At 40.9% G+C, this 24706-nt stretch carries 21 protein-coding genes and 1 pseudogene; 1 reads left to right on the top strand and 21 read right to left on the bottom strand.

The features are described 5' to 3' along the window. Positions 1–137: 137 nt before the first annotated feature. The 13 genes and pseudogenes from alaS to budA all read right to left on the bottom strand — a co-directional run bounded on the left by alaS (position 138) and on the right by budA (position 16557). Positions 138–2756: an alanine--tRNA ligase gene (alaS, locus tag GEZ85_RS02980; RefSeq protein WP_153209372.1), complete on the bottom strand. Its 2619-nt coding sequence runs from the start codon at positions 2754–2756 to the stop codon at positions 138–140. 21 nt (positions 2757–2777) lie between these two features. Then, a pseudogene (locus GEZ85_RS02985) lies at positions 2778–3264 on the bottom strand (LURP-one-related/scramblase family protein). A gap of 366 nt (positions 3265–3630) precedes the next feature. Continuing rightward, the gene (locus tag GEZ85_RS10195; protein WP_000429946.1) at positions 3631–3936 is read right to left on the bottom strand and encodes a hypothetical protein; all 306 of its coding nucleotides are present in this window, start codon (positions 3934–3936) and stop codon (positions 3631–3633) included. Positions 3937–4008: 72 nt separating this feature from the next. Further along, positions 4009–5154 (bottom strand): GIY-YIG nuclease family protein, encoded by a 1146-nt coding sequence (locus GEZ85_RS02995; protein ID WP_000997679.1) that lies wholly within the window; start codon positions 5152–5154, stop codon positions 4009–4011. Further along, positions 5147–7078: a DEAD/DEAH box helicase gene (locus GEZ85_RS03000; RefSeq protein WP_153209374.1), complete on the bottom strand. Its 1932-nt coding sequence runs from the start codon at positions 7076–7078 to the stop codon at positions 5147–5149. Before GEZ85_RS03000 ends, GEZ85_RS02995 begins: the two co-directional genes overlap by 8 nt. Further along, positions 7075–9843: a class I SAM-dependent DNA methyltransferase gene (locus tag GEZ85_RS03005; RefSeq protein WP_153209376.1), complete on the bottom strand. Its 2769-nt coding sequence runs from the start codon at positions 9841–9843 to the stop codon at positions 7075–7077. The genes GEZ85_RS03000 and GEZ85_RS03005 overlap by 4 nt, the downstream gene beginning before the upstream one ends. Positions 9844–10103: 260 nt before the next feature. Further along, the gene (locus GEZ85_RS03010) at positions 10104–11174 is read right to left on the bottom strand and encodes an ABC transporter substrate-binding protein (protein ID WP_153209378.1); all 1071 of its coding nucleotides are present in this window, start codon (positions 11172–11174) and stop codon (positions 10104–10106) included. After that, positions 11171–11944, bottom strand: a complete 774-nt coding sequence (locus tag GEZ85_RS03015) for an ABC transporter permease (RefSeq protein ID WP_000712740.1) — start codon at positions 11942–11944, stop codon at positions 11171–11173. The genes GEZ85_RS03010 and GEZ85_RS03015 overlap by 4 nt, the downstream gene beginning before the upstream one ends. Beyond that, positions 11941–12747, bottom strand: coding sequence for an ABC transporter permease (locus tag GEZ85_RS03020; protein WP_000753801.1), 807 nt, complete (start codon positions 12745–12747; stop codon positions 11941–11943). Before GEZ85_RS03020 ends, GEZ85_RS03015 begins: the two co-directional genes overlap by 4 nt. Next, on the bottom strand, positions 12728–13885 hold the full coding sequence (locus GEZ85_RS03025; protein ID WP_020903185.1) for an ABC transporter ATP-binding protein: 1158 nt from the start codon (positions 13883–13885) through the stop codon (positions 12728–12730). The genes GEZ85_RS03020 and GEZ85_RS03025 overlap by 20 nt, the downstream gene beginning before the upstream one ends. Positions 13886–14044: 159 nt before the next feature. Further along, positions 14045–14950 (bottom strand): UDP-N-acetylmuramate dehydrogenase, encoded by a 906-nt coding sequence (gene murB / locus GEZ85_RS03030; RefSeq protein ID WP_153209380.1) that lies wholly within the window; start codon positions 14948–14950, stop codon positions 14045–14047. Between the two features lie 113 nt (positions 14951–15063). Then, on the bottom strand, positions 15064–15816 hold the full coding sequence (locus GEZ85_RS03035; RefSeq protein ID WP_153209382.1) for a YhfC family intramembrane metalloprotease: 753 nt from the start codon (positions 15814–15816) through the stop codon (positions 15064–15066). A gap of 9 nt (positions 15817–15825) precedes the next feature. Next, positions 15826–16557 carry an acetolactate decarboxylase gene (budA, locus tag GEZ85_RS03040; RefSeq protein WP_000360298.1) on the bottom strand — a complete coding sequence of 244 codons (732 nt, stop codon included), beginning with the start codon at positions 16555–16557 and terminating at the stop codon, positions 15826–15828. A gap of 141 nt (positions 16558–16698) precedes the next feature. Here budA and GEZ85_RS03045 point away from each other — a divergent pair, with 141 nt between their 5' ends. Beyond that, complete coding sequence (locus GEZ85_RS03045) at positions 16699–17970, top strand: aminotransferase-like domain-containing protein (protein ID WP_153209384.1); 1272 nt, start codon at positions 16699–16701, stop codon at positions 17968–17970. A gap of 126 nt (positions 17971–18096) precedes the next feature. On the opposite strand, the gene GEZ85_RS03050 is transcribed toward GEZ85_RS03045, so the two are convergent. The 8 genes from GEZ85_RS03050 to GEZ85_RS03085 form a co-directional block, all read right to left on the bottom strand. Continuing rightward, positions 18097–18912 carry an ABC transporter substrate-binding protein gene (locus GEZ85_RS03050; RefSeq protein WP_000837375.1) on the bottom strand — a complete coding sequence of 272 codons (816 nt, stop codon included), beginning with the start codon at positions 18910–18912 and terminating at the stop codon, positions 18097–18099. A gap of 120 nt (positions 18913–19032) precedes the next feature. Then, complete coding sequence (locus tag GEZ85_RS03055) at positions 19033–19500, bottom strand: NUDIX hydrolase (protein WP_049542869.1); 468 nt, start codon at positions 19498–19500, stop codon at positions 19033–19035. Positions 19501–19591: 91 nt separating this feature from the next. Further along, on the bottom strand, positions 19592–20245 hold the full coding sequence (gene phoU, locus GEZ85_RS03060; protein WP_000946460.1) for a phosphate signaling complex protein PhoU: 654 nt from the start codon (positions 20243–20245) through the stop codon (positions 19592–19594). Positions 20246–20256: 11 nt separating this feature from the next. Continuing rightward, complete coding sequence (gene pstB / locus GEZ85_RS03065; RefSeq protein WP_153209386.1) at positions 20257–21015, bottom strand: phosphate ABC transporter ATP-binding protein PstB; 759 nt, start codon at positions 21013–21015, stop codon at positions 20257–20259. Positions 21016–21027: 12 nt separating this feature from the next. Further along, positions 21028–21831: a phosphate ABC transporter ATP-binding protein PstB gene (pstB, locus tag GEZ85_RS03070; RefSeq protein ID WP_000049848.1), complete on the bottom strand. Its 804-nt coding sequence runs from the start codon at positions 21829–21831 to the stop codon at positions 21028–21030. 10 nt (positions 21832–21841) lie between these two features. Next, positions 21842–22726 (bottom strand): phosphate ABC transporter permease PstA, encoded by an 885-nt coding sequence (pstA, locus tag GEZ85_RS03075; protein ID WP_153209387.1) that lies wholly within the window; start codon positions 22724–22726, stop codon positions 21842–21844. After that, positions 22716–23633: a phosphate ABC transporter permease subunit PstC gene (gene pstC / locus GEZ85_RS03080; RefSeq protein WP_001070903.1), complete on the bottom strand. Its 918-nt coding sequence runs from the start codon at positions 23631–23633 to the stop codon at positions 22716–22718. Before pstC ends, pstA begins: the two co-directional genes overlap by 11 nt. After that, positions 23633–24511 (bottom strand): phosphate ABC transporter substrate-binding protein PstS family protein, encoded by an 879-nt coding sequence (locus tag GEZ85_RS03085; RefSeq protein WP_125393046.1) that lies wholly within the window; start codon positions 24509–24511, stop codon positions 23633–23635. The genes pstC and GEZ85_RS03085 overlap by 1 nt, the downstream gene beginning before the upstream one ends. Between the last annotated feature and the right edge of the window lie 195 nt (positions 24512–24706).

A 24706-nucleotide genomic window follows, 5' to 3' on the forward strand; every position in this document is an offset into this window, starting at 1 on the left:
TTCCATATGAATCTTTCTAATGAGTTGTTTTGTCGCTTTTCATTATAGATCTTATGGGACTTTTTTTCTACAACAAAATAGGCTCCATAATATCCATAGGGGATTTACCCACTACAAATATTATAGAGCCTGTTTTCTTACAATTTACCTGCTACGGCATCCAACAATTCTTGGATCTTAGCTTGGTTGCTTCCTCCTGCCATGGCCATGTCTGGTTTACCACCACCACGTCCATCGACGATTGGTGCCAATTCTTTGACAAGGTTTCCTGCATGAAGGTCTTTTGTCTTGCTTGCGACAAGGACATTGACCTTGTCACCAATAGCTGCAACTAGGACAAGCACATCAGAGTAGTCTTTTTGTTTCCAGTTATCTGCAAAGGTACGAAGGGCACCTGCATCTGATACAGACACTTGACTAGCAATGTAACGGTGACCGTTGACTTCCTTAACATCCTTGAAGATATCACCTGCGGCAGCTGCTGCGGCTTTTTCTTTCAACTCAGCATTTTCTTTTTGAAGTTGACGAAGTTGTTCTTGGAGTCCTTCCACCTTGTGAGGTACTTCCTTGACTTGAGGTGCTTTCAAGGTTGCTGCGACAGCTTTAAGAGCATCTTCTTGTTCGCGGTAGGCTTCAAAAGCTTCCTTACCAGTCACTGCTAAAATACGGCGAGTTCCTGATCCGATACCTTCTTCTTTGACAATCTTGAAGAGTCCAATCTCAGAAGTGTTGCCAACGTGGGTACCACCACAAAGCTCGATAGAGTAGTCACCGATAGTAACAACACGAACTTCCTTGCCGTATTTCTCACCAAAGAGAGCCATAGCTCCCATTTCTTTAGCAGTATCAATATCCGTTTCAACTGTCTTAACTTCAAGAGCTTCCCAGATTTTCTCGTTGACTTGCTGTTCAATGGCACGCAATTCTTCAGCAGTCACAGCTTGGAAATGAGTAAAGTCAAAGCGAAGGAATTCGACTTCGTTAAGAGATCCTGCTTGTGTTGCATGGTTTCCAAGGATATTATGAAGGGCAGCGTGAAGCAAGTGAGTCGCAGTGTGGTTTTTCATAACACGGTGACGACGATTTGTATCAATTGCCAAGGTATATTCTTGGTTCAAGGCAAGAGGTGCAAGAACTTCAACCGTGTGAAGTGCTTGTCCGTTTGGTGCTTTTTGAACATTGGTCACAGTAGCCACGACCTTACCTGACTCATCCAAGATTTGTCCGTGGTCAGCGACCTGTCCACCCATTTCAGCGTAGAATGGTGTTTCTGCAAAGATAAGAGAGGCAATTCCTTCTGCTACAGCTTCTACTTCTGCATTATCCGCTACGATAGCCACCAACTTAGAAGGCAATTGGCTAGCATTGTAGTTGAAGACACTTTCTACAGTGATGTTTTGAAGGGTTTCATTTTGCATCCCCATTGAGCCACCCTTGACAGCTGAGGCACGCGCGCGTTCTTGCTGTTCTTTCATGGCTGCTTCAAATCCTTCACGGTCTACAGTCATCCCAGCTTCTTCAGCGATTTCTTCAGTCAATTCAACTGGGAATCCATAAGTGTCGTAAAGTTTAAATACATCTGAACCAGCAATGACAGATTGACCTTTTTCTTTCAAGTCAGCTACAATGCCTTGGGCAAAGTGTTGACCTGAGTGAAGGGTACGGGCAAATGATTCTTCTTCGCTCTTAACGATTTTTTCGATAAAGTCACGTTTTTCAAGCACTTCTGGGTAGTAGCTTTCCATGATTTTTCCAACGGTTGGAACGAGTTTGTAAAGGAAAGGCTCGTTGATACCCAATTTTTGACCATGCATAGAAGCACGACGGAGCAAACGACGAAGGACATAACCACGACCTTCATTTCCTGGAAGGGCACCATCACCGATAGCAAATGAAAGTGAACGGATGTGGTCAGCGATAACCTTAAAGCTCATGTTATCGCCATCTTGGTCATAAACCTTACCAGACAATTTCTCCACTTCACGGATGATCGGCATGAAGAGGTCCGTTTCAAAGTTGGTCTTAGCCCCTTGGATAACGGCCACCAAACGCTCCAAACCAGCGCCCGTATCAATATTCTTGTGTGGCAATTCCTTGTATTCGCTACGAGGAACGGAAGGGTCTGCGTTAAATTGTGACAAAACGATGTTCCAGATTTCGATATAACGGTCGTTTTCGATATCTTCTGCAAGAAGGCGAAGACCGATATTTTCTGGGTCAAAAGCTTCTCCACGGTCAAAGAAAATCTCTGTGTCCGGTCCAGAAGGTCCCGCACCGATTTCCCAAAAGTTGTCCTCGATTGGAATCAAGTGACTTGGATCCACTCCCACTTCAATCCAGCGGTTGTATGAATCTTTATCATCTGGATAGTAGGTCATGTAAAGTTTCTCAGCTGGGAAGTCAAACCATTCTGGGCTGGTCAAAAGCTCATAAGCCCAAGTGATGGCTTCGTCACGGAAGTAATCTCCGATTGAGAAGTTCCCCAACATTTCAAACATGGTATGGTGACGCGCAGTCTTCCCTACGTTTTCGATGTCGTTGGTACGGATAGCCTTTTGGGCATTGGTAATACGTGGATTTTCAGGGATAATGGTCCCGTCAAAGTATTTCTTAAGGGTTGCTACCCCAGAGTTGATCCACAAAAGTGTAGGGTCATTTACAGGAACCAAGCTCACTGATGGTTCTACTGAGTGACCTTTGGCCGCCCAGAAATCAAGCCACATTTGGCGTACTTGTGCACTAGATAGTTGTTTCATATTGTCTCCTTATTTACTTGTTTAATGTGATTGGCTTTCCAGCATTTCCACATAGTCAATCGCGACACAGAGGGAAATGACTAGGTCTGCATAAGCGTCCTCAAGAACCGTTACGCTATAGGTAGATGTCAGATGGAAGAGTTCTTTCTTGATTTCCGCAATCAGCTGATCGCGATCATCCAGCAATTTGAAATCCAAATCCCAGATATTGCCCTCGATACGAAGCCCCAGATTATCAAACTCATACTTATCTCGCCAGAAGGTCAACTTCTTGCGAATGACAAAACTCGAGCCATCCCGAAGCTGAATCTCAAAACGAGGAAGCAAGGTCAAGATTTCTTTACTGATCTGACTAACTTGTTCACCAGTCGCATCATAGATGGTAAAAGTTTTGGGAATCTTAAAAAAATGATCCCTCTACCTGATAGGCGATTTCTCCCCTGTCATCCTTGATAGCGAAGCGTTCGCCTCCAAGACGAAACTTTTGTTTGACAAGAAATGTTTTCATCAACACCTCCAAAAATTAAAAGACAAGCTCATATCACGAAGGGCGAAAAACCGCGGTACCACCTTCATTCAATGAACTTGTCATTCTCTTATTCTTATGCAATTGTATGATTGAGTAGCATGACTTTCTAGCTTAGATGGCTCGCAGCACCGCCATTTCTCTGGACTAAGACAACTGAAAATCAAATCTCAACTTTCTTATTATATCGTTTTTTTAAGCTTGCGTCAACTGGAAATCATCTTAACTAATAGTAGTGAGGTAGGAGTGAAGACCTTTTAAAAATTTAACTACTAGTTTCGAAATGTAAGTAGTAATATTTAATTTATTTCTAAAACCTTTCTATCTAGCATAGCCCTCCAGCGCTGTTTAGTATGTACCCCCTATACTGATAAGATTCCACTCAGAGTAGCTTATCTTGAACAATTTTGGGGATTTTGTGTCTTCGTCATACACTACGAGATAGTGCCCTTCATCATTCCAAAACTTGCCCAATACCTCAGCGTCTTTCAGTTCCACTTTCTGGTTCATATAGTCGCTTTTATACTCAATTTGTGGTGCATCTTTTACCCCAGCAGTAGAAAAACTACTACCAATAAAGATAAAAGCATAAAACAGCACCACAGCAATTCCCAAGAATTTAAAGATTTTATAATTTGTATTATTGTTTTCCATGTTAGTATATTCCTTTTCTTTCTGTTTTGTGTTTTCTTAAATCCAAAGGGGGAAAAATACTCCCTTATCCCACTAGATCATTAAGCTAACTTTTTCAATCACTTCTTGGATCTCATCTAGCGATACTAGAAACCATTCTTTAGGGACAAAGCTCTCTCCATTTGGTGCTATTAATTCCATATCTAACTGCTTGTCTGCAAAATAATGATGAAGAGTCGTTTCTAATTTTCGAGCGCTGAAATTTTGAACCTCAAAACTAGCTACTAAACGGACAGGAGCATAAAGATAGGTTCCTTCTCTTTCTGCATTTGCTAACCGTTTTTCAATTCGATCCTGTGTAAAACCGATTTTATAGAGATTACGGATGTTGGCAATTTGAGGATGGCTACTCAAGGATTTTACTACATAGATATATCCAGTTGTAATTCGTTCGCTTGGACTGATACCAGTCATCACATCTTCTATCAATTCTGTTACCATTCGTCCATGGCGCGTTCTATCGTGCAGATTAGATACAAAAGAGCGGAGTAAGGCCTTCTTATTTTCTGTACCATTTTCATATACGAGATGAAGTTCAGCATTAGTATAACCATTCTTATCAGTGAAGTCTTCTCCTTTAGAAACAACATAAACCATTACTCCATTATCCACATAGAACATATCAGGTTTAATTTCTTTTTCTTTTATCACATCAGACTTTCTGACTTGACGACGACCTTCACTAATTTCATCATGAACACGAGTAAATAATCCCTGATAATCTTCAAAATTTCCCATCCGTTTACGTGTTCGTGTTTTATCCCGCGCTTGAATCGTTCGTTTATAACGTGAGACATCAAATAAAGATTTCTCAGCACTATTCACTGACTCAAACAATTCATCTGATAAAATATCTGTTAAACTAGCAGGACTTGAAATAGGGGGCTCGGACTCAACTATATCTATTTTTAGTAGCCCAAATTCATCATAAGGTTCTAACTTTCGGATGCTATCAGGAGATTTTCTAATACCATTCAATCGAGAAAATAAACTGCGTTCTTTAATATTTCTAGACTTTTGTGGCTCTTGCCCATTATTTTCTCTCACCCAATCTATGATTTCTAAAAATTTCTCCACTTCGTGATCTATAACTATTTTTTTCATAGGTTTTAAAGGAGCTATTAAATGTTCAAAATCAGAATCATTAAAAATGTCATTTAAGTTTTTGAAATCATTCATTACCGCTCTCCATCTTCAGCTTCATCTGAGACAATTGTAACAAAGCATAAGCAAGTCTCTGTTCGTACTTATCGTTACTTGATTTATCTGGATAACGACCATTTTCTTTCAAAAATTGCTTAATTTGAGGATAAAGAATTAACAGTTCTTCTTCAGAAAACTCCATCTTCTGACCATCCATATAATCTTGTATTAGACGCAAAGTCGGAGCATCAATTTCACGTGATATAACTTCGTAAGCTCTCTGGAAAGGATTAATCTGATCAATCAAATCAATAGACAACTCATCAATATTCACAAATTTATCTGCCATTTTTAGAAAGTCTGTTTGACCTACTCCCTCTTTCCGTTCAGCTGATTGAACTACCGATTGACTAATAAACTGCTGACGAACTTCTTCAACTTCAGCCCCACTTAAGTCAGGATAGATTTGTTTAATGATGGCTGGAATCATCTGCTTATTAATGACTTCTGCATCCGTTCCCGCAGCAATTGCAGTTTGGATACGCGGTTCTTGTAATATACTAGCACGTAAGTCATTCAAATCATTTTCTATGATATCCTTGGTTCTTTGAGTACTAGGCTCTTTTAAGCCTTTCACAAACATTTCGGCACCAGAAGATTTCTGGTCTTCTCGGTCTTTTCGTTTGAACTTGAAATCTGGTGCTAAAACAGACTCCATCAATAGACTAGCTGTAATAGCCTTCATAACATTATTCACAGCAAAGAAAACTTCATCATCTTGAGCATCTGGTTGGGAAATAAGATTGGTAAATTGAGCATGCGATTTATTGGAACTATCTCGTGTTACTCGACCTATAATCTGAACAATTTCTGTTAGCGACTGACGATAACCAATCGTTAAAGCATACTCAGCATAAGGCCAGTCAAAACCTTCTTTAGCCATACCAAGTGCGATAATGATATCGAGATCATCTAAACTGGTCATCTTGTTTAGATAATCCTGTACTTTTTCACGCCCTTCTTCTGTGACAAGGTCAGCAACCTTCAATACACGACCTGTTTCCTCAGTAACTAACCATAATCCAGTCTTAGGATCTGGAACAGCTTGCCCCAGTTCGTCTAAAATTCGGTCAACTTCATCATACTTATCCTTGGTTGACTCACCTGAGTTTACATTGGGAATATGTATAATGGTTTTCTTGCTTGTGTCCAGTACTTCGTGCAAAGCATCCGTGTAACGACCACGATAAAAGTTATAACCCATGGCAAAACTTTTCAGATATTTGTACCCCTCCAACTGTTCATAATAAGTATAGGATACCTTATCAAATTTTTGCTCATCTTCAGGTGCCAAAATAGGTACAGAATCTCCGCGGAAATAAGACCCTGTCATAGCCACTACATGGGCTGTTGAATTGGCTAATATGTTTCTCAAGGCATTCCCTAAAACTGAATTATCATCTTGAGATACATGATGAAATTCATCGATAGCTAAAAGAACATCATTAAAATCACTATCAGCCAGCTGTTCAAAGGCAAAACGCAAGGTCGCATGCGTACAGATTAAAACTCTATCATCAGGTGACTCTGAATGCATAAAGTCTACAAACTGTTTTACCTTACTTTTACTGATTCCTTGTTCAGTCAAATTATTTTTGGAAAGAACTTCCCAATCCCAGTAAAAACCATATTCTGTCAATTTTGTTGAACGAAATGATTTTCCGATAGATCTTTCTGGAACAGCTATAATAGCTTTTTTCAAACCTTGTGCATGTAGTTTATCAAGAGCAATAAACATCAGAGCCCTCGACTTACCAGAGGCAGGAGGCGCCTTAATCAATAAGTGTTGAGAAGTTCTCTTAGCATATACCCGCTCCTGCATTTCACGCATGCCAAGTGCATTATTTGATTGACTAGCACCTGTACCATTGTAATTGATTTCAAATATATTTGAGGTCATTTCGCTTCCTTTTCTGTCATTTCTTTATACAGGTTCAATAAGACACTGAGCCTTTCTTCATCTGATTCAAAAGGTTTTTGCTGGTAGGCACGTTCTACGATACCATCAATTTTTTCATGTGCTTGACGAAGACATTCGTTCATCGGTTTATTGGCACCACCGTACAATTCAGCCAAAGTTCCACCTTCTTCTTCTCTAACATCTAGCATTTCAAAAACAGCTTCTTCAAGCATATTTTTCCGAGCTTCCGAAAGTTCTGGAATTGGGAATGTATTATAGACCAGTCCAGCTGAATAACGATAATCTGTCTTTAATTTACCACCAATTGAACGAAGCCAAACCATATGCATTTTGGATTCTAAGATACCAAGAAGCCAGATAGGAGCATTGTTGATTGTAATCACTGCATCAGAAATAATCATATCTTTCCCCATAACAAAATCCATAGGTACATATTCTCTGGTCTCAGATGAAACACGAGGTATTAATATTACTTGAGATGATAATTCTTTCAGTTCACCGAACCTCCAAGGATAATCTGCTAGCTCTTTTGTTGACTTTGATTTCGCATTTTGTCTAAAAGTTCTTACTCGCTCTATTCTCTCAGAAATAATACTATTATCCTTAAATTTTTGATATTCATTTTCCTCAAGCCATAAAGCATAACGATAAGTTCCTTTAATCATTTCTTCGCCACTCTTAAATTTTTTAAATATATGGGTGATTTCCGGATACTTTTGTATAGTCTCACTATATTCAGACAACGTAAAAAGTAAACCACCACCATCATAAGGACCATTTCCTCTAGACATTCTAGGTAACAAATTAATAGGTTCTCTAGTATTTTCTACAAATATATTGCTCCCATCAGTCAAATAAGGATTTATATTAGTAGCTCTCCTTCTAGATAATTTATCGTCATATATATATTTATCTTCCACAATATTACTCTTACACATACCGACAATTGATACTGTCACTCCTGCATTATATTTTGCACTATTCCCCCACTTAAAAGATGTGTAAGCGTATATAATATCAATATTTTTTAAAATTGATTTCCAAATAATCGATACCTGTTCACCTTGAAAAATCGAATTCGTAGTAACAAAAGCTAATTTTCGGCATGAATTATCTAATAATTGTGCTCCTTTAAAAAACCAGCCTGCAATATAATCCATTTTCCCAGTTTTTGGTAAATCATTTGTTACTAATCGCAAATCATTCTTTTGTTCTTGGGTCTGCAAGCTTGCCCCTATATACGGCGGATTCCCAAATATATAAACTTCGTCATCTTCCTTAGCATTCAAAACAGTTTCCCAGTCAATTCTTAGGGCATTCTCACAAACGATATTCCCAGCTTCTCTTAAGGGGAGTAGCCTTGGATGGACATCAGCAAGTGCTTCTTCCATCTCCACATTCATCTGGTGTTCCGCTATATACAAGGATAGCCTTGCTACTTCATGAGCGAAATCATCCAATTCAATTCCTGAAAACTGGGATAGAGAAATCTTAGATGCATCAGCAATCAATTCTCCTTGATAAACGGCTTTTTCATTCAAGGAATCACGAATTTCACGCTGTTTGACTAAGATATTAATCTCTAAACGACGAAGTTCTTTATAGGTAATGATGAGGAAATTTCCAGAACCACAGGCAGGATCTAAAAACTTGATGGAGGCCATACGAGTGAGTAACTCTTCTAACTTAGGTAAGATTTGTCGCAATTCCTTGCGACGATGTTCCTCTCTAAAATCACCACCTCCTATATAGTAATCAGCTCGTTCTTCTAATTCCGTAAATGCTGCTCGTAAATTATCTAAAAATAGTGGTTTGATGACCTTCATAATATTAGGCACGCTAGTATAGTGCATACCCGATGTTGATCTTGCTTCTGCATTTGCCACCGTTTGAATCATTGATCCCAAAATATCTGGATTGATTTCATTCCAGTTTAGCAATTCCCCTGCTTCAATGAGTAATTGACGAGTTCTTTTATTGAAAATAAGGTCATGATGTGGCTCTGAAAAAAGCTTACCATTTACATAGGGAAAATCTGATAACCACGACTCCAAATCCTGACGACTAAATTCAGGCATATCTAAAACAGTAAATAGTTTTCTAACACACTCATTCAAGTCAGAACCATCTTCAGATGTCCTCATCTTAATAACATTTGAGAAAGCTCCCTTGGAGATGATACTTGTGTCTTCTGCAAATAGTAGAAAAAGAACACGAATCAAAAATAGATTAAATGATTTACCGTCAGTTTCAGTAATGGCAAGTTCAGGATTGATAGAAATTAGTTCATCATAAAGTTTGGTGAAACGCTCTGCCGCTTTTACATCAGCAGGGTTTTCCTTATCATAATCAATCTTTTCAATACCATTCCAAGGTAAGAAGAAATCACAATGGGCTGGTAAATCATTAAAAGAAATTGCTAGAGTCAGTCCTGTCTGTGTATCCTTTGCATATAATTCTTGAAAATCTGTTGTAATAATAAATCGAGATTTACGAACCTGACCATCCAACTCTTTATCAATCTCAGTCAGAGCAAGTAATGGCTGATTTTCAACTTTACGAAAATACAATCTGTTTTTTATTATAAAATCATCAGATGCCACTTTACTTGCTCTTGTTATGGTCGTTTTAGTAATGTCAAACAATGAAACAAAATCAATAATGAATGTCGATTTATTAAGATTCTCTACTAAAACCTTGGTTCTATCCTCAATCTCAGTGATATTTAATAACTTTTTAGCCATTAGATACCTCCAAGAAACGCAAAAAGCCTACTGGATTTTCAGTAGGTTTCAATCTATATTTTTTGCATTTTTTTATTAGGTTATATATATATATATATGCATTTGCGTAGTCTGACTCATTTTGAACTCCTTTGGAATTAAATTTTCAGAGATGCTGTAAACAATACTAATAACTCTCACCCTAAAACTATTATACCATGATTTCTATTTTTTCTAAAAAACGAACCAGCTTGACTGATTCGTTTCGTGACTGCTAACTCCTACTTCCGATACATTTTAAACTGTAGGAAGAGGTCGCTATATTTTCCTGTCCATTTATGGTCAAATTTCTCATAAACTTCTAGGTGTTTCATGGTTTCAGCATCTGGATAGAAGGCCTTGTCTTCTTTTTTCTCCTCTGGGAGTAGTTCCTTAGCTGGTAGGTTTGGTGTTGAATAGCCGACATACTCCGCATTTTTAAGAGCATTTTCGGGTTTCAACATAAAGTTGATAAAGGCATAGGCTGCGTCTTGGTTTTTGACTGTTTTGGGAATGACCATATTGTCAAACCAAAGGTTGCTGGCCTCAGTCGGTACTACATAGCGTAGATTTTCATTTTTTTCTAGCATTTGGCTGGCTTCACCTGAGAAGGTCACACCGATAGCAGCGTTGTTCTGAATCATATAGCCCTTCATCTCATCCGCCACAATAGCCTTGATATTTGGAGTCAATTTATAGAGCTTATCTACTGTTTCTTCCAACTGCTGGGTATCCTTGGAGTTGAGGCTGTAGCCGAGGGAGTTGAGCCCCAGTCCCAATACCTCACGCGACCCATCAAAGAGCATGATAGAGTTCTTATACTCTGGTTTCCAGAGGTCGTCCCAATGCTCAGGAGCCTCATCTACCATGGTTTCATTGTAGACAATTCCTAAGGTTCCCCAGAAGTAAGGGATGGAGAATTTATTGCCTGGGTCAAAGGACTGGTTGAGGAACTCTGGTCCGATATTTTCAAGACCTTCAAGTTTTGAATAGTCAAGCGGGACCAAGAGGTCTTCATCCTTCATCTTGTTAATCATGTATTCACTAGGAATGGCAATATCGTAGGTCGTTCCACCCTGCTTGATCTTGGTATACATGGCTTCGTTGGAATCAAAGGTCTCGTACTGGACTTGGATTCCTGTTTCTTCTGTGAATTGCTCCAAGAGTTCAGGATCGATATAATCACCCCAGTTGTAAATGACCAGTTTTTGACTATCTCGACTATTGATTTTACTATCGAGATGAGTCGCAATTCCCCATAAGACAAGGATAATGGCTGCAATTCCCGCTAAAAATGAATAGAGTTTTTTCATGCTTGCTCCTCCTTCTCACGTGAGATAAAGTAATATCCAACCACTAGGATAATACTAAAGAGAAAGACAAGGGCAGACAGGGCATTGATTTCTAGCGAAATCCCCTTACGAGCACGAGAGTAAATCTCGACTGATAGGGTTGAAAAGCCATTTCCCGTTACAAAGAAGGTCACGGCAAAGTCATCTAGCGAATAGGTGAAGGCCATGAAATAACCTGCAATGATAGACGGAGTCAGGTAAGGAAGCATGATTTCCTTGAACATCTGAAACTGACTAGCACCTAGGTCATAGGCCGCATGAATCATGTCACCGTTCATTTCCTTAAGACGAGGCAAGACCATCAAGACCACGATAGGAATCGAAAAGGCCACATGACTAGAAAGAACTGTCAAAAAGCCAAGTGAAAATTTGAGTTGAGTAAAGAGAATCAAGAAGCTGGCACCAATCATAACATCAGGCGCAACCATAAGGATATTATTAAGTGAAAGAAAGGCTTCTTGGTATTTCTTACGAGACTGGTAAATGTAAATAGCTCCAAAAGTCCCGATAATCGTCGCTATCAATGCTGACAGAAAGGCCAAGAAAAAGGTCTGGGTCACAATTAACATAAGGCGACCATCGCCAAACATGGTTTTAAAATGACTCAAACTAAAGCCTGTAAAGCTATTCATGTCGTTGCCTGCATTAAAGGCATAGCCAATCAAGTAAAATATTGGCAGGTAGAGGACAAGAAAGACCAGTCCCAGATATAGATTAGCAAATTTTTTCATCGTTCTCTCCTTTCCTTGGTCACCCACATGGTGATAAACATGGTCAGGATGAGAATTACACCGATGGTTGAACCCATACCGTAGTTGTCATTGGTCAGGAAGTTCTGCTCAATGGCTGTCCCCAAGGTGATAACGCGGTTCCCACCAATCAAACGGGTCAGCATGAAGAGACTTAAGCTTGGAATAAAGACCGACTGAACCCCACTTCGCACCCCATTCATAGATAGAGGGAAGATGACATGGCGGAAGGTCTCCCACTTGGTCGCACCGAGGTCGTAGCTGGCATTGATGAGGTTATTATCCATATCATCCAAGACATTGAAAATCGGCAAAATCATAAAAGGAAGCTCGATGTAGCTTGCGACAAAGATAAAGGAGAAATCGGTAAAGAGCAACTGCTGTGAACCGATTCCGATGAATTCCAAAAATTGGTTAATAGAGCCATTTTGACCAAAAATCCCGATAAAGGCATAAGCTTTGAGGAGCAAATTGATCCAAGTCGGCAGGATAATCAGCATGAGCCAGAGTTGACGGTGCTTGAGACGGGTCAAAAAGAGGGCTGTTGGATAGCTGATAAGCAAGGTCACAAAGGTCACAATTCCTGCATAGAGTACAGAGTTGAAACTCATTTTGAGGTAGGTCAAGTTTTGTGACGCAAAGTAGGACTTATAATTTTCTAAACTGAACTGGCCTTCAATATTGAAAAAGGATTGACCGAAAATCAAGACCAAGGGTGCCAATACAAAGAGGGCAATCCAAAGCATGTAGGGCACTACAAAGAGTTTAGAGCTTGTTTTCTTCATCTCTTTCCTCCTCGATTGCATTGATCAGACCTGCTTCTTGCTCTTCGATTTCCACGTATTCTTCGATACGAGCATCGAACTCTTCTTCTGTTTCATTGAGGCGCATGATGTGGATGTCTTCTGGTTCAAAGTCCAGACCGATTTCCTCACCCACGATGGCCTTACGAGTCGAGTGGATCATCCATTCATTTCCAAGTTCGTCATAGGCGATAATTTCATAGTGAACCCCACGGAAGAGCTGGGTATCGACCTTAACTTGGAGCTTGCCTTCTTCAGGAAGGGTAATGCGCAAGTCTTCTGGACGAATCACGACTTCGACTGGCTCATTTGGCTTCATCCCCCCATCGACCGCTTCAAAGCGTTTGCCGTTAAACTCAACCAAGTAGTCCTCAATCATGGTACCTGGCAAGATATTTGACTCACCGATAAAGGTGGCAACAAAGTGGTTAATCGGCTCATCGTAGATATCTACTGGTGTTCCAGACTGGACAATCTCGCCATCATTCATAACGAAAATCCAGTCACTCATGGCAAGTGCTTCTTCCTGATCGTGAGTGACAAAGACAAAGGTAATGCCCAATCGTTGTTGCAGTTCACGCAGTTCATACTGCATGTCTGTTCTCAATTTCAAGTCCAGCGCTGATAAAGGCTCGTCTAGCAAGACCACACGGGGTTGGTTGATGATGGCACGGGCAATAGCCACACGCTGACGTTGTCCTCCAGAGAGTTTACGAATGGAACGTTTTTCGTAACCTTCCAACTGAACCATCTTGAGAACTTCAGTAACACGTTGCTCGATTTCTTTCTTGTCAATCTTGCGCAAGCGGAGCGGAAAAGCAACATTTTCAAACACATTCATATGTGGAAACAAGGCATAGGATTGGAAAACCGTATGGACGTCACGCTTGTTGGTTGGGATGTCATTGATACGGACACCATCCAGCAAAATATCTCCTGTCGTCGCATCCAGTAAACCTGCAATGATGTTAAGGATAGTTGATTTCCCTGAACCAGACGCGCCTAGAAGAGTATAGAACTTCCCTTCTTCCAACTCAAAGTTGATATCTTTGAGAACCTTGGTGTTGCTGTCTTCAAAAACTTTAGAGACGTTTTTGAATTCAATAATTGGTTTTTTCAATTGTCATTTATTCCTTCTTTTTCATAGATTAACAGATCAGGGCTCTGTCAGGCCACTACTACCTCGTGTAGGAGATTGAACTGCCTACATTCTTCTGCACTGACGATAGGCTTTCACCCCCTTTCCATGACATAGCAGCAGCTTTTTAACTAAAACTTCCTACTTGCTTTCACCTAAAATACGGACTTCCCTCTCAAGGGTGACACCTGAGTGTTCCTTGACTTTTTCAATCACAGACTCAATCAAGTCCTCGTAGTCTTTAGCCGTTCCGTCAGCAACATTAATCATAAAACCTGCGTGTTTTTCTGAGACTTCTACTCCACCAATACGATAGCCTTTCAAGCCAGCTTCTGAAATTAATTGACCTGCAAAATGCCCTACTGGACGCTTAAAGACCGAACCACAAGATGGATATTCTAAAGGTTGCTTGAGTTCACGTAGATGCGTCAAGCGATCCATTTCTTGCTTGATAACCTGATGGTTTCCTGGAGCAAGGGAAAATTTAGCTGACAAGACAACTGCACCAGACTCCTGAATGGCTGAATGGCGATACCCGAAAGCCAAGTCCTGGGCAGACAGGGTCTCGATTTCTCCATCCTTGGTCAAGACCTTACAAGACTGTAAGATATGGGAAATCTCGCCACCATAGGCACCCGCATTCATAAAGACAGCACCACCGACACTTCCAGGAATACCACAAGCAAACTCAAAGCCAGTCAAACTATGACGAAGGGCAATGCGAGTTGTTTCAATCAGGTTAGCACCAGCTTCAGCTTCAATGGTATAGCCATCAACGGAAACATTATTGAGCTTGTCACACAAGATGACAAATCCACGAATCCCACCATCACGAACGATGATGTTGCTAGCATTTCCAAGAACCATCCAAGGGATATCTGCTTGATTGGCAAATTTGACAACGCGAGCCAACTCAAAATGATTTCGTGGAAAGACCAGATAATCAGCCTCTCCACCTACTTTTGTATAACTATAGCTATGCAAGGGTTCCTTGAAACGGATATCAATCCCTTCTAAGATTTCAAGCATGTTTTCTTTTACTGACATGACACTCTTCCTTTTACAAAATTCATTCCATTATACCATTTTTAAGACCATTTGACGACCCTAAAAAAATCTTGGGCTTATTTTAAACAAAAAAAGAGGTTTCCCCCTTTTTCTTATGATTTTTTGCAAAAGATTGCCTTTGTTCCATAGGCAACCAGGATCAGTTCAACTAGTAGAATAACTTCAACCAAGACTGGACTTGTAATCCATCCTACTTGAGCTAGAGATGGTGCCATGTCAAAGAAGGCATGTAGTCCATAGGCCGCTAGGAGATAAATCCATTTCTTCTGGCGAACAGCTTGGTAAACCCAAACTGTCAAAAGCAATTGGAATCCTAGCGCCAAGATTCTCTCAAAACCAAGCAAATAAATCTGCCAGACTGATAGCGACTGAATAGTTTTCAACATATTTTCAGACAGCAATTGCATAACTTGTGGATTTTGCGTTTGAACTGCTGAGAGAACGATGTAGAGATTAATCAAACTAGTAAGACCTAGGAAAATCAACTCCAAACCACCATGCCCCAATCCATAAGCCAAGGCATCTGCCTTTTCCAAACTTCTCTTTTTCTCCAACCATTTGAAGAAAATAAGACGAGCAGTTTCCTCAAAAAATGATGCCATGGCTAAGCCATAGATGATATAGACAAGCGGATGGTCTTGCAAGAGGGCAATACTACCGTCTTTTTGAGGATGTAAAACCAAGATATGCACCAGTTTTTCCAAAATCTGTGAAGAGACAAAGAAGGCAACAGCCCCCAAGCCCAAGACAGCTAGATTAATCTGGTATTTCTTTTTGGCATACCAAATGCTCCCTATTAGAAAAGTCAGCAAAAACACAATGGTAATAATGATATGAATGTTCATTTTCTTCTCCTATTCTGCCTTTTCAATATCTTTTTTCATCTCATCAACATTGAACTTGGCAAACAAGTATTGGCGGTCTTGAACTGGGAAACGTTGGTCTAATTGGTCAACTGCCCCCACTTCGATGATTCCTTCTTTTATGACAAAATCCATGACATGCCCACCGAAGGTCAAGTCATCTGAGATGAAGTGCAGATGGTAGCCTGCCACACTAACTCCATGAAAAATCTCTGGCGTCCAGAAACCAACGATGGTTCCTGCGACATTGTCACGACTATATTCCGGTTGATGGGTTGCGACCTCAGCAAACTTGGTATCTGGTGTCGACTTGGGAATCATGCGCACATGCATATGCGAAAATTCCCCACGAATCTTGATAGAGCGGAAAAGATTTTCCCCATCATAATAAGACTCGATTCGTTCTTCCAATTCCTTGTCTGTCATCTCAAACCGCTGGCGGAAAATGACCTCTGCCTGGTGCGGTACCACTGCAGCATAAGGAATGAGGGCATCTGGTGACACCTCTACAATTTCTGGCTGGTCTCCTGATCCTTTGGCCTGATAAGCCTTGCCATCTAAGACAATCAATTCCCCATCAATAGAATCCAAGGTTCCCAAACCAAGATCACCATGCTCTAGCAATTCTCCTACTGTCATGGTACCACCATAAAGGCCAGCCATCAAGGCTCCAAGGGTATTGTATTGAAATAATTTCACTGGTTCCTGCACGTTCTTATCCATTCACTTTCTTGTCTGTTATTCTATAAATGTTACTCCTAAGTATACCACATTTGCCCCTAGATGTGAACGAGAGAAATACTCTAGACATTGCCAAGAAAGAAAAAAAAGGGTACAATGTAACAAAATCAAGGGAGGTCTGGAATGAAGAAACAAAGCAAGTACCAAGAGGTCGTTTCCTATCTAAAAAATGGTATCGAGTCTGGACGATTTCCGACGGGAAGCCGCCTGCCTTCTATCCGTCAACTGAGCCTTGACTTCAACTGTAGCAAGGATACTGTCCAACGAGCCCTGCTGGAATTACGGCACGAACAATATCTCTATGCCAAGCCCCAGAGTGGCTACTATGTCCTAGAACAAGGGCAACACCAGGACCTAGAAATCGAGGTTACCGACGAACATGCCAGCGCCTATGACGATTTCCGACTCTGTGTCAATGAAACCTTGATTGGCCGAGAAAACTACCTCTTCAACTACTATGAAAATCAAGAAGGTTTAGAAGACCTAAGACAATCCATTCATAAACTCCTCTTTGACCAAGCTCTCTACTGCAAGGCGGACCAACTGGTACTGACTTCTGGAACCCAACAAGCCTTGTTTATCCTTTCTCAAATTTCCTTTCCTAGCCAAGCCAAGGAAATCTTGGTGGAACAGCCGACCTACCATCGGATGAATCGCCTCTTGATTGCTCAAGGTCTGGACTATCAAACGATTGAACGAGGCATTGATGGAATTGACTTGGAGGAACTGGAAGGCCACTTCAAAACAGGACAAATTAAGTTTTTCTATACCATTCCTCGTTTTCACTATCCTCTGGGACATTCCTATTCAGAGCAGGACAAACGGGCTATTCTTGACTTAGCTGCCAAGTATGGTGTCTATATCGTAGAGGACGACTATCTGGGGGATTTGGACTCTAAAAAGGGCCAGACCTTCCACTATCTAGATACAGAGGAGCGCGTCATTTATATCAAGTCCTTCTCAACCAGCCTCTTTCCAGCCCTGCGGATAACAGCACTCATCCTTCCAAATGCTATCAAGGAAGCCTTTGTGGCCTACAAAAATATCCTAGATTACGATAGCAACCTCATCATGCAAAAGGCCCTGTCACTCTATATTGACAGTCAATTATTTGAGAAAAATCGGCTAACTCGCTTATCCAATCAGGAAGCTTACCAAAAACAAATCGAGGAAAGACTAGCTAAAACACCTTGTCCCCTTCCTCATTTTCCCCTACACGATGGTGTATTGCTAGACCTGAGACAGTATCCTAAAATCGCCAGTCTCAAACACAGCCAACTGAAATTGGACTTCTTTGAAGAGGCATACTTGGATGCCTGCCCTTATCAATTTGCTAAGGTGTCCTTAGAAAATCTGGAAAATGTTTTAAACTATTTAAAAGCAGAATTGGATTGACTTCCAACTCTGCTTTTTTCTTATACTCTTCGAAAATCAAATTCAAACCACGTCAGCGTCGCCTTACCGTACTCAAGTACAGCTTGCGGCTAGCTTCCTAGTTTGCTCTTTGATTTTCATTGAGTATTATTCTTCAACTTCTGTTAAGGTTGCCGCTTTTTCAAGATATTTTTGGTAGGTACCGTCATCCTTGAGTTTTTGGATGACCTTGTCCACCACTTCTTTTAAATCAGCACTATTTTTTCTAAGGGCAACTGCATTAGCTTCGCCGTCCTTCATCTTCAAGCTGACAGTTGCGACAGCTAAGTCGGCGTTTTTAGCAGCATAGCTAAGGGCAACAGGCTCATCCATGTGAACAGCATCTACTTTTCCAGCCTGCAATTCATTGACAGCTTCACCCATATTGGTTAGGGAAGTCAATTGAGCTTTTGGCAATTGTTCCTTGACCATAGCTTCTGGAACAGTCCCTTTTTGGGCTGCAATATTAGCACTTTCAAGGCTAGTTAAATCCTTGTATTTTTCTACATCAGACTTACGAACCAAGAAACTAATCTTGTTTTCATAGTAAGGGATTGAAAAATCAAAGACTTCTTTTCTCTCATCAGTAGCGCTAATTCCCGCAACTGCTAGGTCAGCCTTCCCAGTTTGAAGACTGGTCAAAACATTGTCAAAACTCATGCTTGAGATTTCCAATTTCACCCCAAGTTCATCAGCGATAGCTTGGGCCATATCAATATCCGCACCGACTACCTGATTTTTCCCGTCAACTAAGGATTGGAATTCAAAAGGTGCATAGTCAGGACTAGTCGCCACAACTAATTTCCCCTTTTGCTTAATGGCCTCAACAGCTGACTGAGAACCATTAGAACCCGACTGGCAAGCCACTAAGAAGAAACTTGCAAGAAAGCTACATAAAACAAATATCCATTTTTTCGATTTCATAAATAAACGACCTCTCTGTTAATTTTGTATAATTATAACTCTATCCAAGTTGCTTGTCAAGTGTTTTTCTTACATTTTCATAAAATATATTTACTAAAAAATAGAAATACAGTGGTTAGTTTATCTATCTATTGGGAACTTATTTTCAAAAAAATCATTTATCATATCTTGATGCTGCTGGTTTACAATTGCAATATTTTGTATGTCACTATGATCAAAAAATCCTAATTCTAAAGTTTCATCACTTGTAAAAAAATTTATAGAGATAGAAGTTTCAGATGAAACTAAATACAAGATTGTAAGAACTTGAGCCTCATCACCATTCGGATAACTGTCTGAATATTTTGTATAAACATTTAAGAGTTTTTCCACCCTCACTTCGACTCCTGTTTCTTCATAAAACTCTCGCACTAAAGCTTCTAAAGCCGATTCTCCTAATTCAAGAGCACCACCTGGTAATCCCCACGTTCCTTTATCTGCTCGTTTTTGTAATAAAATTTTTCCTGATTGACTTAATATTCCACAGGTAAAATTTAAAATAATTTTATCTTTTCCAACTTTTTTTCTGATATTCTGTATGTAGTTCATTATTCACCTCTGACAAAGTAAACTATCTATACAATGAAAGCTTACTGTATTAAAAAGTAAGCTTTCACAATAATTTTATCCTTTGAATACTTTATAGTTCGACAATCTTACCTGTTTCAAAGTAAACAACCCATTCACAGATATTTTTGGCATAGTCTCCAATACGTTCCAAGAAGGCAATCACTTGGAAGTAATCACGTCCTGTAACGATAGCATCTGGATTTTTCTTAATTTCTTCTGTAGCCAAGTCACGAATGCTATCAAAGTAATGGTTGATTTTTTCATCCATTGCTGCTACTTCATAGGCCTGGTCTACTGAACCATTCAGATAGAGTTCTAGGGCTGCTTCAACGAAGTTCTTGACATCGCGACCCATTCTCTTGATTTCTTCTTCAACAGCTGGGATACGTTGCTCCCCCTTCATACGAATGGCTGCTCTTGCAATGGAAACAGCATGGTCCCCCATACGTTCCAAGTCTGATACAGCCTTCAAGACTGTTAGAACAGTACGCAAGTCCTGAGAAACCGGTTGTTGAAGGGCAATCATTTCAAATGATTTCTTCTCCAATTTCACTTCGTATTCGTTTACTTCTGCATCATCTTCGATAACTTCCTTGGCCAAATCACGGTCATGCGTAACAAAGGCACGCACTGTCCGATTGATTTGGGATAGCACTTCTTGTCCCATAGCATAGAACTGGTTGTGCAATTTCTCCAAATCTTCTTCAAATTGAGAACGTAACATCATTTATCTCCTTATCCAAATTTTCCTGAAATATAATCTTCTGTTTCCTTGTGTTGTGGGTTTAGGAACATCTTCTTGGTATCGTTAAACTCGATTAAATCTCCATCTAGGAAAAATCCTGTCTTGTCAGAAATACGAGAAGCTTGTTGCATGGAACGCGTAACCAAGAGCATGGTATATCTATCTTTTAGACCATACAAGGTTTCCTCAATCTTACCAGCCGAGATAGGGTCCAAGGCTGAAGTCGGTTCATCCAAGAGAATGATTTTAGGACTTGTTGCCAAGACACGGGCAACACAGACACGTTGCTGTTGTCCACCTGAAAGCCCGATAGCTGAATCATGCAGGCGATCCTTGACCTCATCCCAGATAGAAGCTCGTTGTAGGGCTTTTTCTACCGCTTCATCCAGAACCTGCTTATCCTTCACTCCATTGATACGAAGCCCGTAAACAACATTTTCGTAGATAGACATAGGGAAAGGGTTTGGTTGTTGGAAAACCATACCGATTTCCTTACGCAATTCAACTGTATCTGTACGCGGGCTGTAGATATTGTGGCCGTTGTAAACCACCGAACCAGTTGTGGTCACCTCTGGATTGAGATCCCCCATGCGGTTGATAGCCTTGAGAAGGGTTGACTTCCCTGATCCAGATGGACCGATCAAGGCTGTAATTTCCTTAGGGTGGAAAGATAGGGAAACACTATTCAAGGCCTTTTTTTGATTGTAGTAAACGGACAGGTCTGACACCTGTAAAATCGCTTCTGTCATACTGTTTCCTTTCTATCCAAAGTGTCCTGTTACGTAGTCATTGGTTGACTGTAGTTTGGCATTTTGGAAAATATTAGAGGTCTTATCGTACTCGATCAAGTCACCCAAGTAGAAAAATCCTGTGTAGTCACTAGCACGCGCAGCCTGCTGCATACTGTGGGTCACGATGATGATGGTAAAGTCCTTCTTCAATTCCAACATAGTTTCTTCCAGCTGGGCTGTCGCAATCGGATCCAAGGCAGACGCCGGCTCATCCATCAAGAGGATATCTGGTTTAACAGAGATAGCGCGAGCGATACAGAGACGTTGCTGCTGACCACCTGATAGGGTCAAGGCCGACTTGTGCAAATCGTCTTTGACCTGGTCCCAAAGAGCAGCCTGACGAAGAGAGGTTTCCACAATTTCATCCAAGACTTGCTTGTCCTTAACCCCTGCACGTTCATGGGCAAAAGTGATATTGCGGTAGATAGACTTAGCAAAGGGATTTGGGCGTTGGAAGACCATTCCGATGTGCTTGCGCATCTCATAAACATTGATTTCTGGGCGGTTGACATCAATCCCTTGATAGAGAATTTGACCTGTTACCTTGGCAATATCAATAGTATCATTCATACGGTTGAGACTGCGAAGGTAGGTTGATTTTCCTGAACCAGAAGGGCCAATTAAGGCTGTGATTTTATTTTTTTCAAATTGCATATCGATGCCCTTGATGGATTCATTTTTACCGTAGTAAACATGTAAATCCTTAGTAGAGAGGGCCACTTTCTCTTCAGGAAAGGTGATGATATGCTTTTCATCCCAATTATATTTTGACATGGCTTCTCCTTTAGGCAGCGGTTAATTTCTTATGTAGGTAGCTTCCGAGTTTGCGGGCTCCAAAGTTAAAGATGAGGATAAAGATAAGGAGCACGGCGGCAGAACCTGCTGATACGATGGTTCCATCAGGAATAGTACCTTCACTATTTACTTTCCAGATGTGGACAGCTAAGGTTTCTGCTTGACGGAAGATAGAGATTGGGCTGGTCACACTGAGAATATTCCAGTTAGACCAGTCAAGTGCTGGAGCGGATTGTCCTGCTGTATAGATAAGAGCAGCTGCCTCACCAAAGATACGACCAGAAGCCAAGACGACCCCAGTCACAATACCTGGAAGGGCTTCTGGAATGACCACATGGACCACTGTCTCCCAGCGAGAAATTCCAAGGGCCAAGCCGGCCTCACGTTGCGTATGGTGAACATGTTTCAAACTGTCCTCAACATTTCGAGTCATCTGAGGTAAGTTAAAGACTGTCAAGGCCAAGGCACCTGAAATGATTGAAAATCCATACTCAAACTGAACTACAAAGATCAAGTAACCAAAGAGACCTACAACCACTGATGGCAGTGAAGACAAGATTTCAATACAGGTTCTGACAAAATTGGTCACAGAACCTTTTTTGGCATATTCAGCTAGGAAAATCCCAGCCCCCATAGACAAGGGAACAGAGATAATCAAGGTAATAACCAGAAGGAAGAAGGAATTATAAAGCTGAATTCCAATCCCTCCGCCTGCTTGGTAAGAAGAGGATTTGCCAGTCAAGAAAGACCAAGAGATGTGGGGCAAACCACGAACCAAGATATAAAGAATTAAGGATGCCAAGATGGCAACGATAATTCCTGCAATCGAGTAGAGGACAGCTGTTGCAATTTTATCTAATTTCTTAGCGTGCATAGTTTTTCTTTCCTCTTTCTTTCGTAATCAATTTAATCACACTGTTGAAGGCCAAACTCATCAAAAGCAAGACTAAGGCCAGTGACCAAAGTACGTTATTATCAACTGTACCCATAACGGTATTTCCGATACCCATGGTCAAGACAGAGGTCAAGGTCGCAGCAGGTGTTGTCAATGAAGTTGGGACAACGGCTGAGTTTCCGACCACCATCTGAATGGCCAGAGCCTCTCCAAAGGCACGCGCCATCCCAAAGACCACTGCTGTAAAAATACCTGAACGCGCTGCCTTCAAGGTCACGCGCCAGATGGTTTGCCAACGAGTGGCCCCCATAGCCAAACTAGCTTCACGGTAGTGACGAGGCACCGCACGCAAGCTATCGGTTGTCATAAAGGTTACCGTAGGTAAAATCATGACAAAGAGAACGAAAATCCCTGACAAAATCCCAAATCCAGTTCCACCAAAGACACTGCGGACAAAGGGAACTACGACCTGCAAACCGATAAATCCATACACGACTGAAGGAATCCCGACTAGCAATTCAATAGCTGGCTGCAAGATTCTAGCACCTTTTGGTGAGACCTCGGTCATAAAGACAGCTGCACCAATGGCAAAAGGAGTTGCGATAAGGGCTGATAGGATTGTGACAATAAAGGAACCCAAAATCATGGGAAGGGCACCAAATTGTTTACCTGAAGGATTCCAAGTTTGTCCAAAGAGAAAATCAAAGATGTTGACCCCATTGACAAAGAAGGTCGACAAGCCTTTTTGGGCTACGAAAATCAAAATCATGGCCACAATGATGACAATCAAAGACAGGCAGGCAAAGGTCAAGCCTTTTCCTAATTTCTCTAGACGAGAGTTCTTTGAGGGAGAAAGTAATTTTTTAGCTAATTCTTCTTGATTCATTATTGACTCCCTTCTAGTGCTGTCACCGTTCCTACAGCATCTTTTTCAACCTTCATTTCCTTAACAGAAATATAGCCCATCCCCTTAACGATTCCGCTTTGCGCTTCATCAGAGAGGACAAAGTTGAGGAATTCTGCCACCAATTCGTTTGGCTGACCTAGGGTGTACATGTGTTCATAAGACCACAAAGGCCAGTTATTGCTTGTAACATTTTCTGCAATCGGCTCATAGCCATTCAACTTCATACGTTTCACTGAGTCATCCACATAGGCAAAGGCTAGATAAGAAATGGCTCCTGGTGTCTGGGAAACAATGTTTTTAACCATCCCATTTGAATCCTGTTCTTGACTCTGCACGGCAGATTGACCATCCATGATAACACTATCAAAGGTTGCACGTGAACCAGAACTTGCCGCGCGGTTGATAATGGAAATGGCTAGGTCTTTCCCACCGACTTCTTTCCAGTTGGTCACTTGACCTGTGAAGATGCTACGGAGTTGTTCAGTTGTCAGATTTTCAACATCAACTTCCTTATTTACAATGACTGCCAAGCCCGCTACAGCAACCTTGTGATCCACTAGAGCGGATGCGTTGATACCGTCTTTTTCCTCAGCAAATACGTCTGAATTTCCTACATCAACGGCTCCAGACTGAACCTGAGACAGACCTGTACCAGATCCTCCACCTTGGACGTTGACTGTTTTTCCAACGTGCATAGAACCAAATTCATCTGCTGCAGCTTCGACCAAAGGTTGAAGAGCCGTTGAGCCAACAGCTGTCATGGATTCTCCACGATCAATCCAGCTAGCACATCCCGCCAAAGAACCTGCTAGCAAAAGAGCCGCAAGGGATAGAGCGAGTTTTTTCCTTTTTTTCACTGTTTTTCTCCTTGAAAATAATGGTGAATGCTGTGAATTTTTTCAATTATTTATTTATGTTTTTCTTTTTTAAAATTGAGAGCAAACTGAAGTTGATAGCTTAATTTTACTAGAAATTTGCTCACTTGCCGTCTCCACCAATTTTGACTTAAAATGAAAGACAATTTGAAAAAAATCCATACTTCCACTATAACA

It is taken from the genome of Streptococcus mitis (assembly GCF_009496205.1).
GTDB lineage: Bacteria > Bacillota > Bacilli > Lactobacillales > Streptococcaceae > Streptococcus > Streptococcus mitis_BN.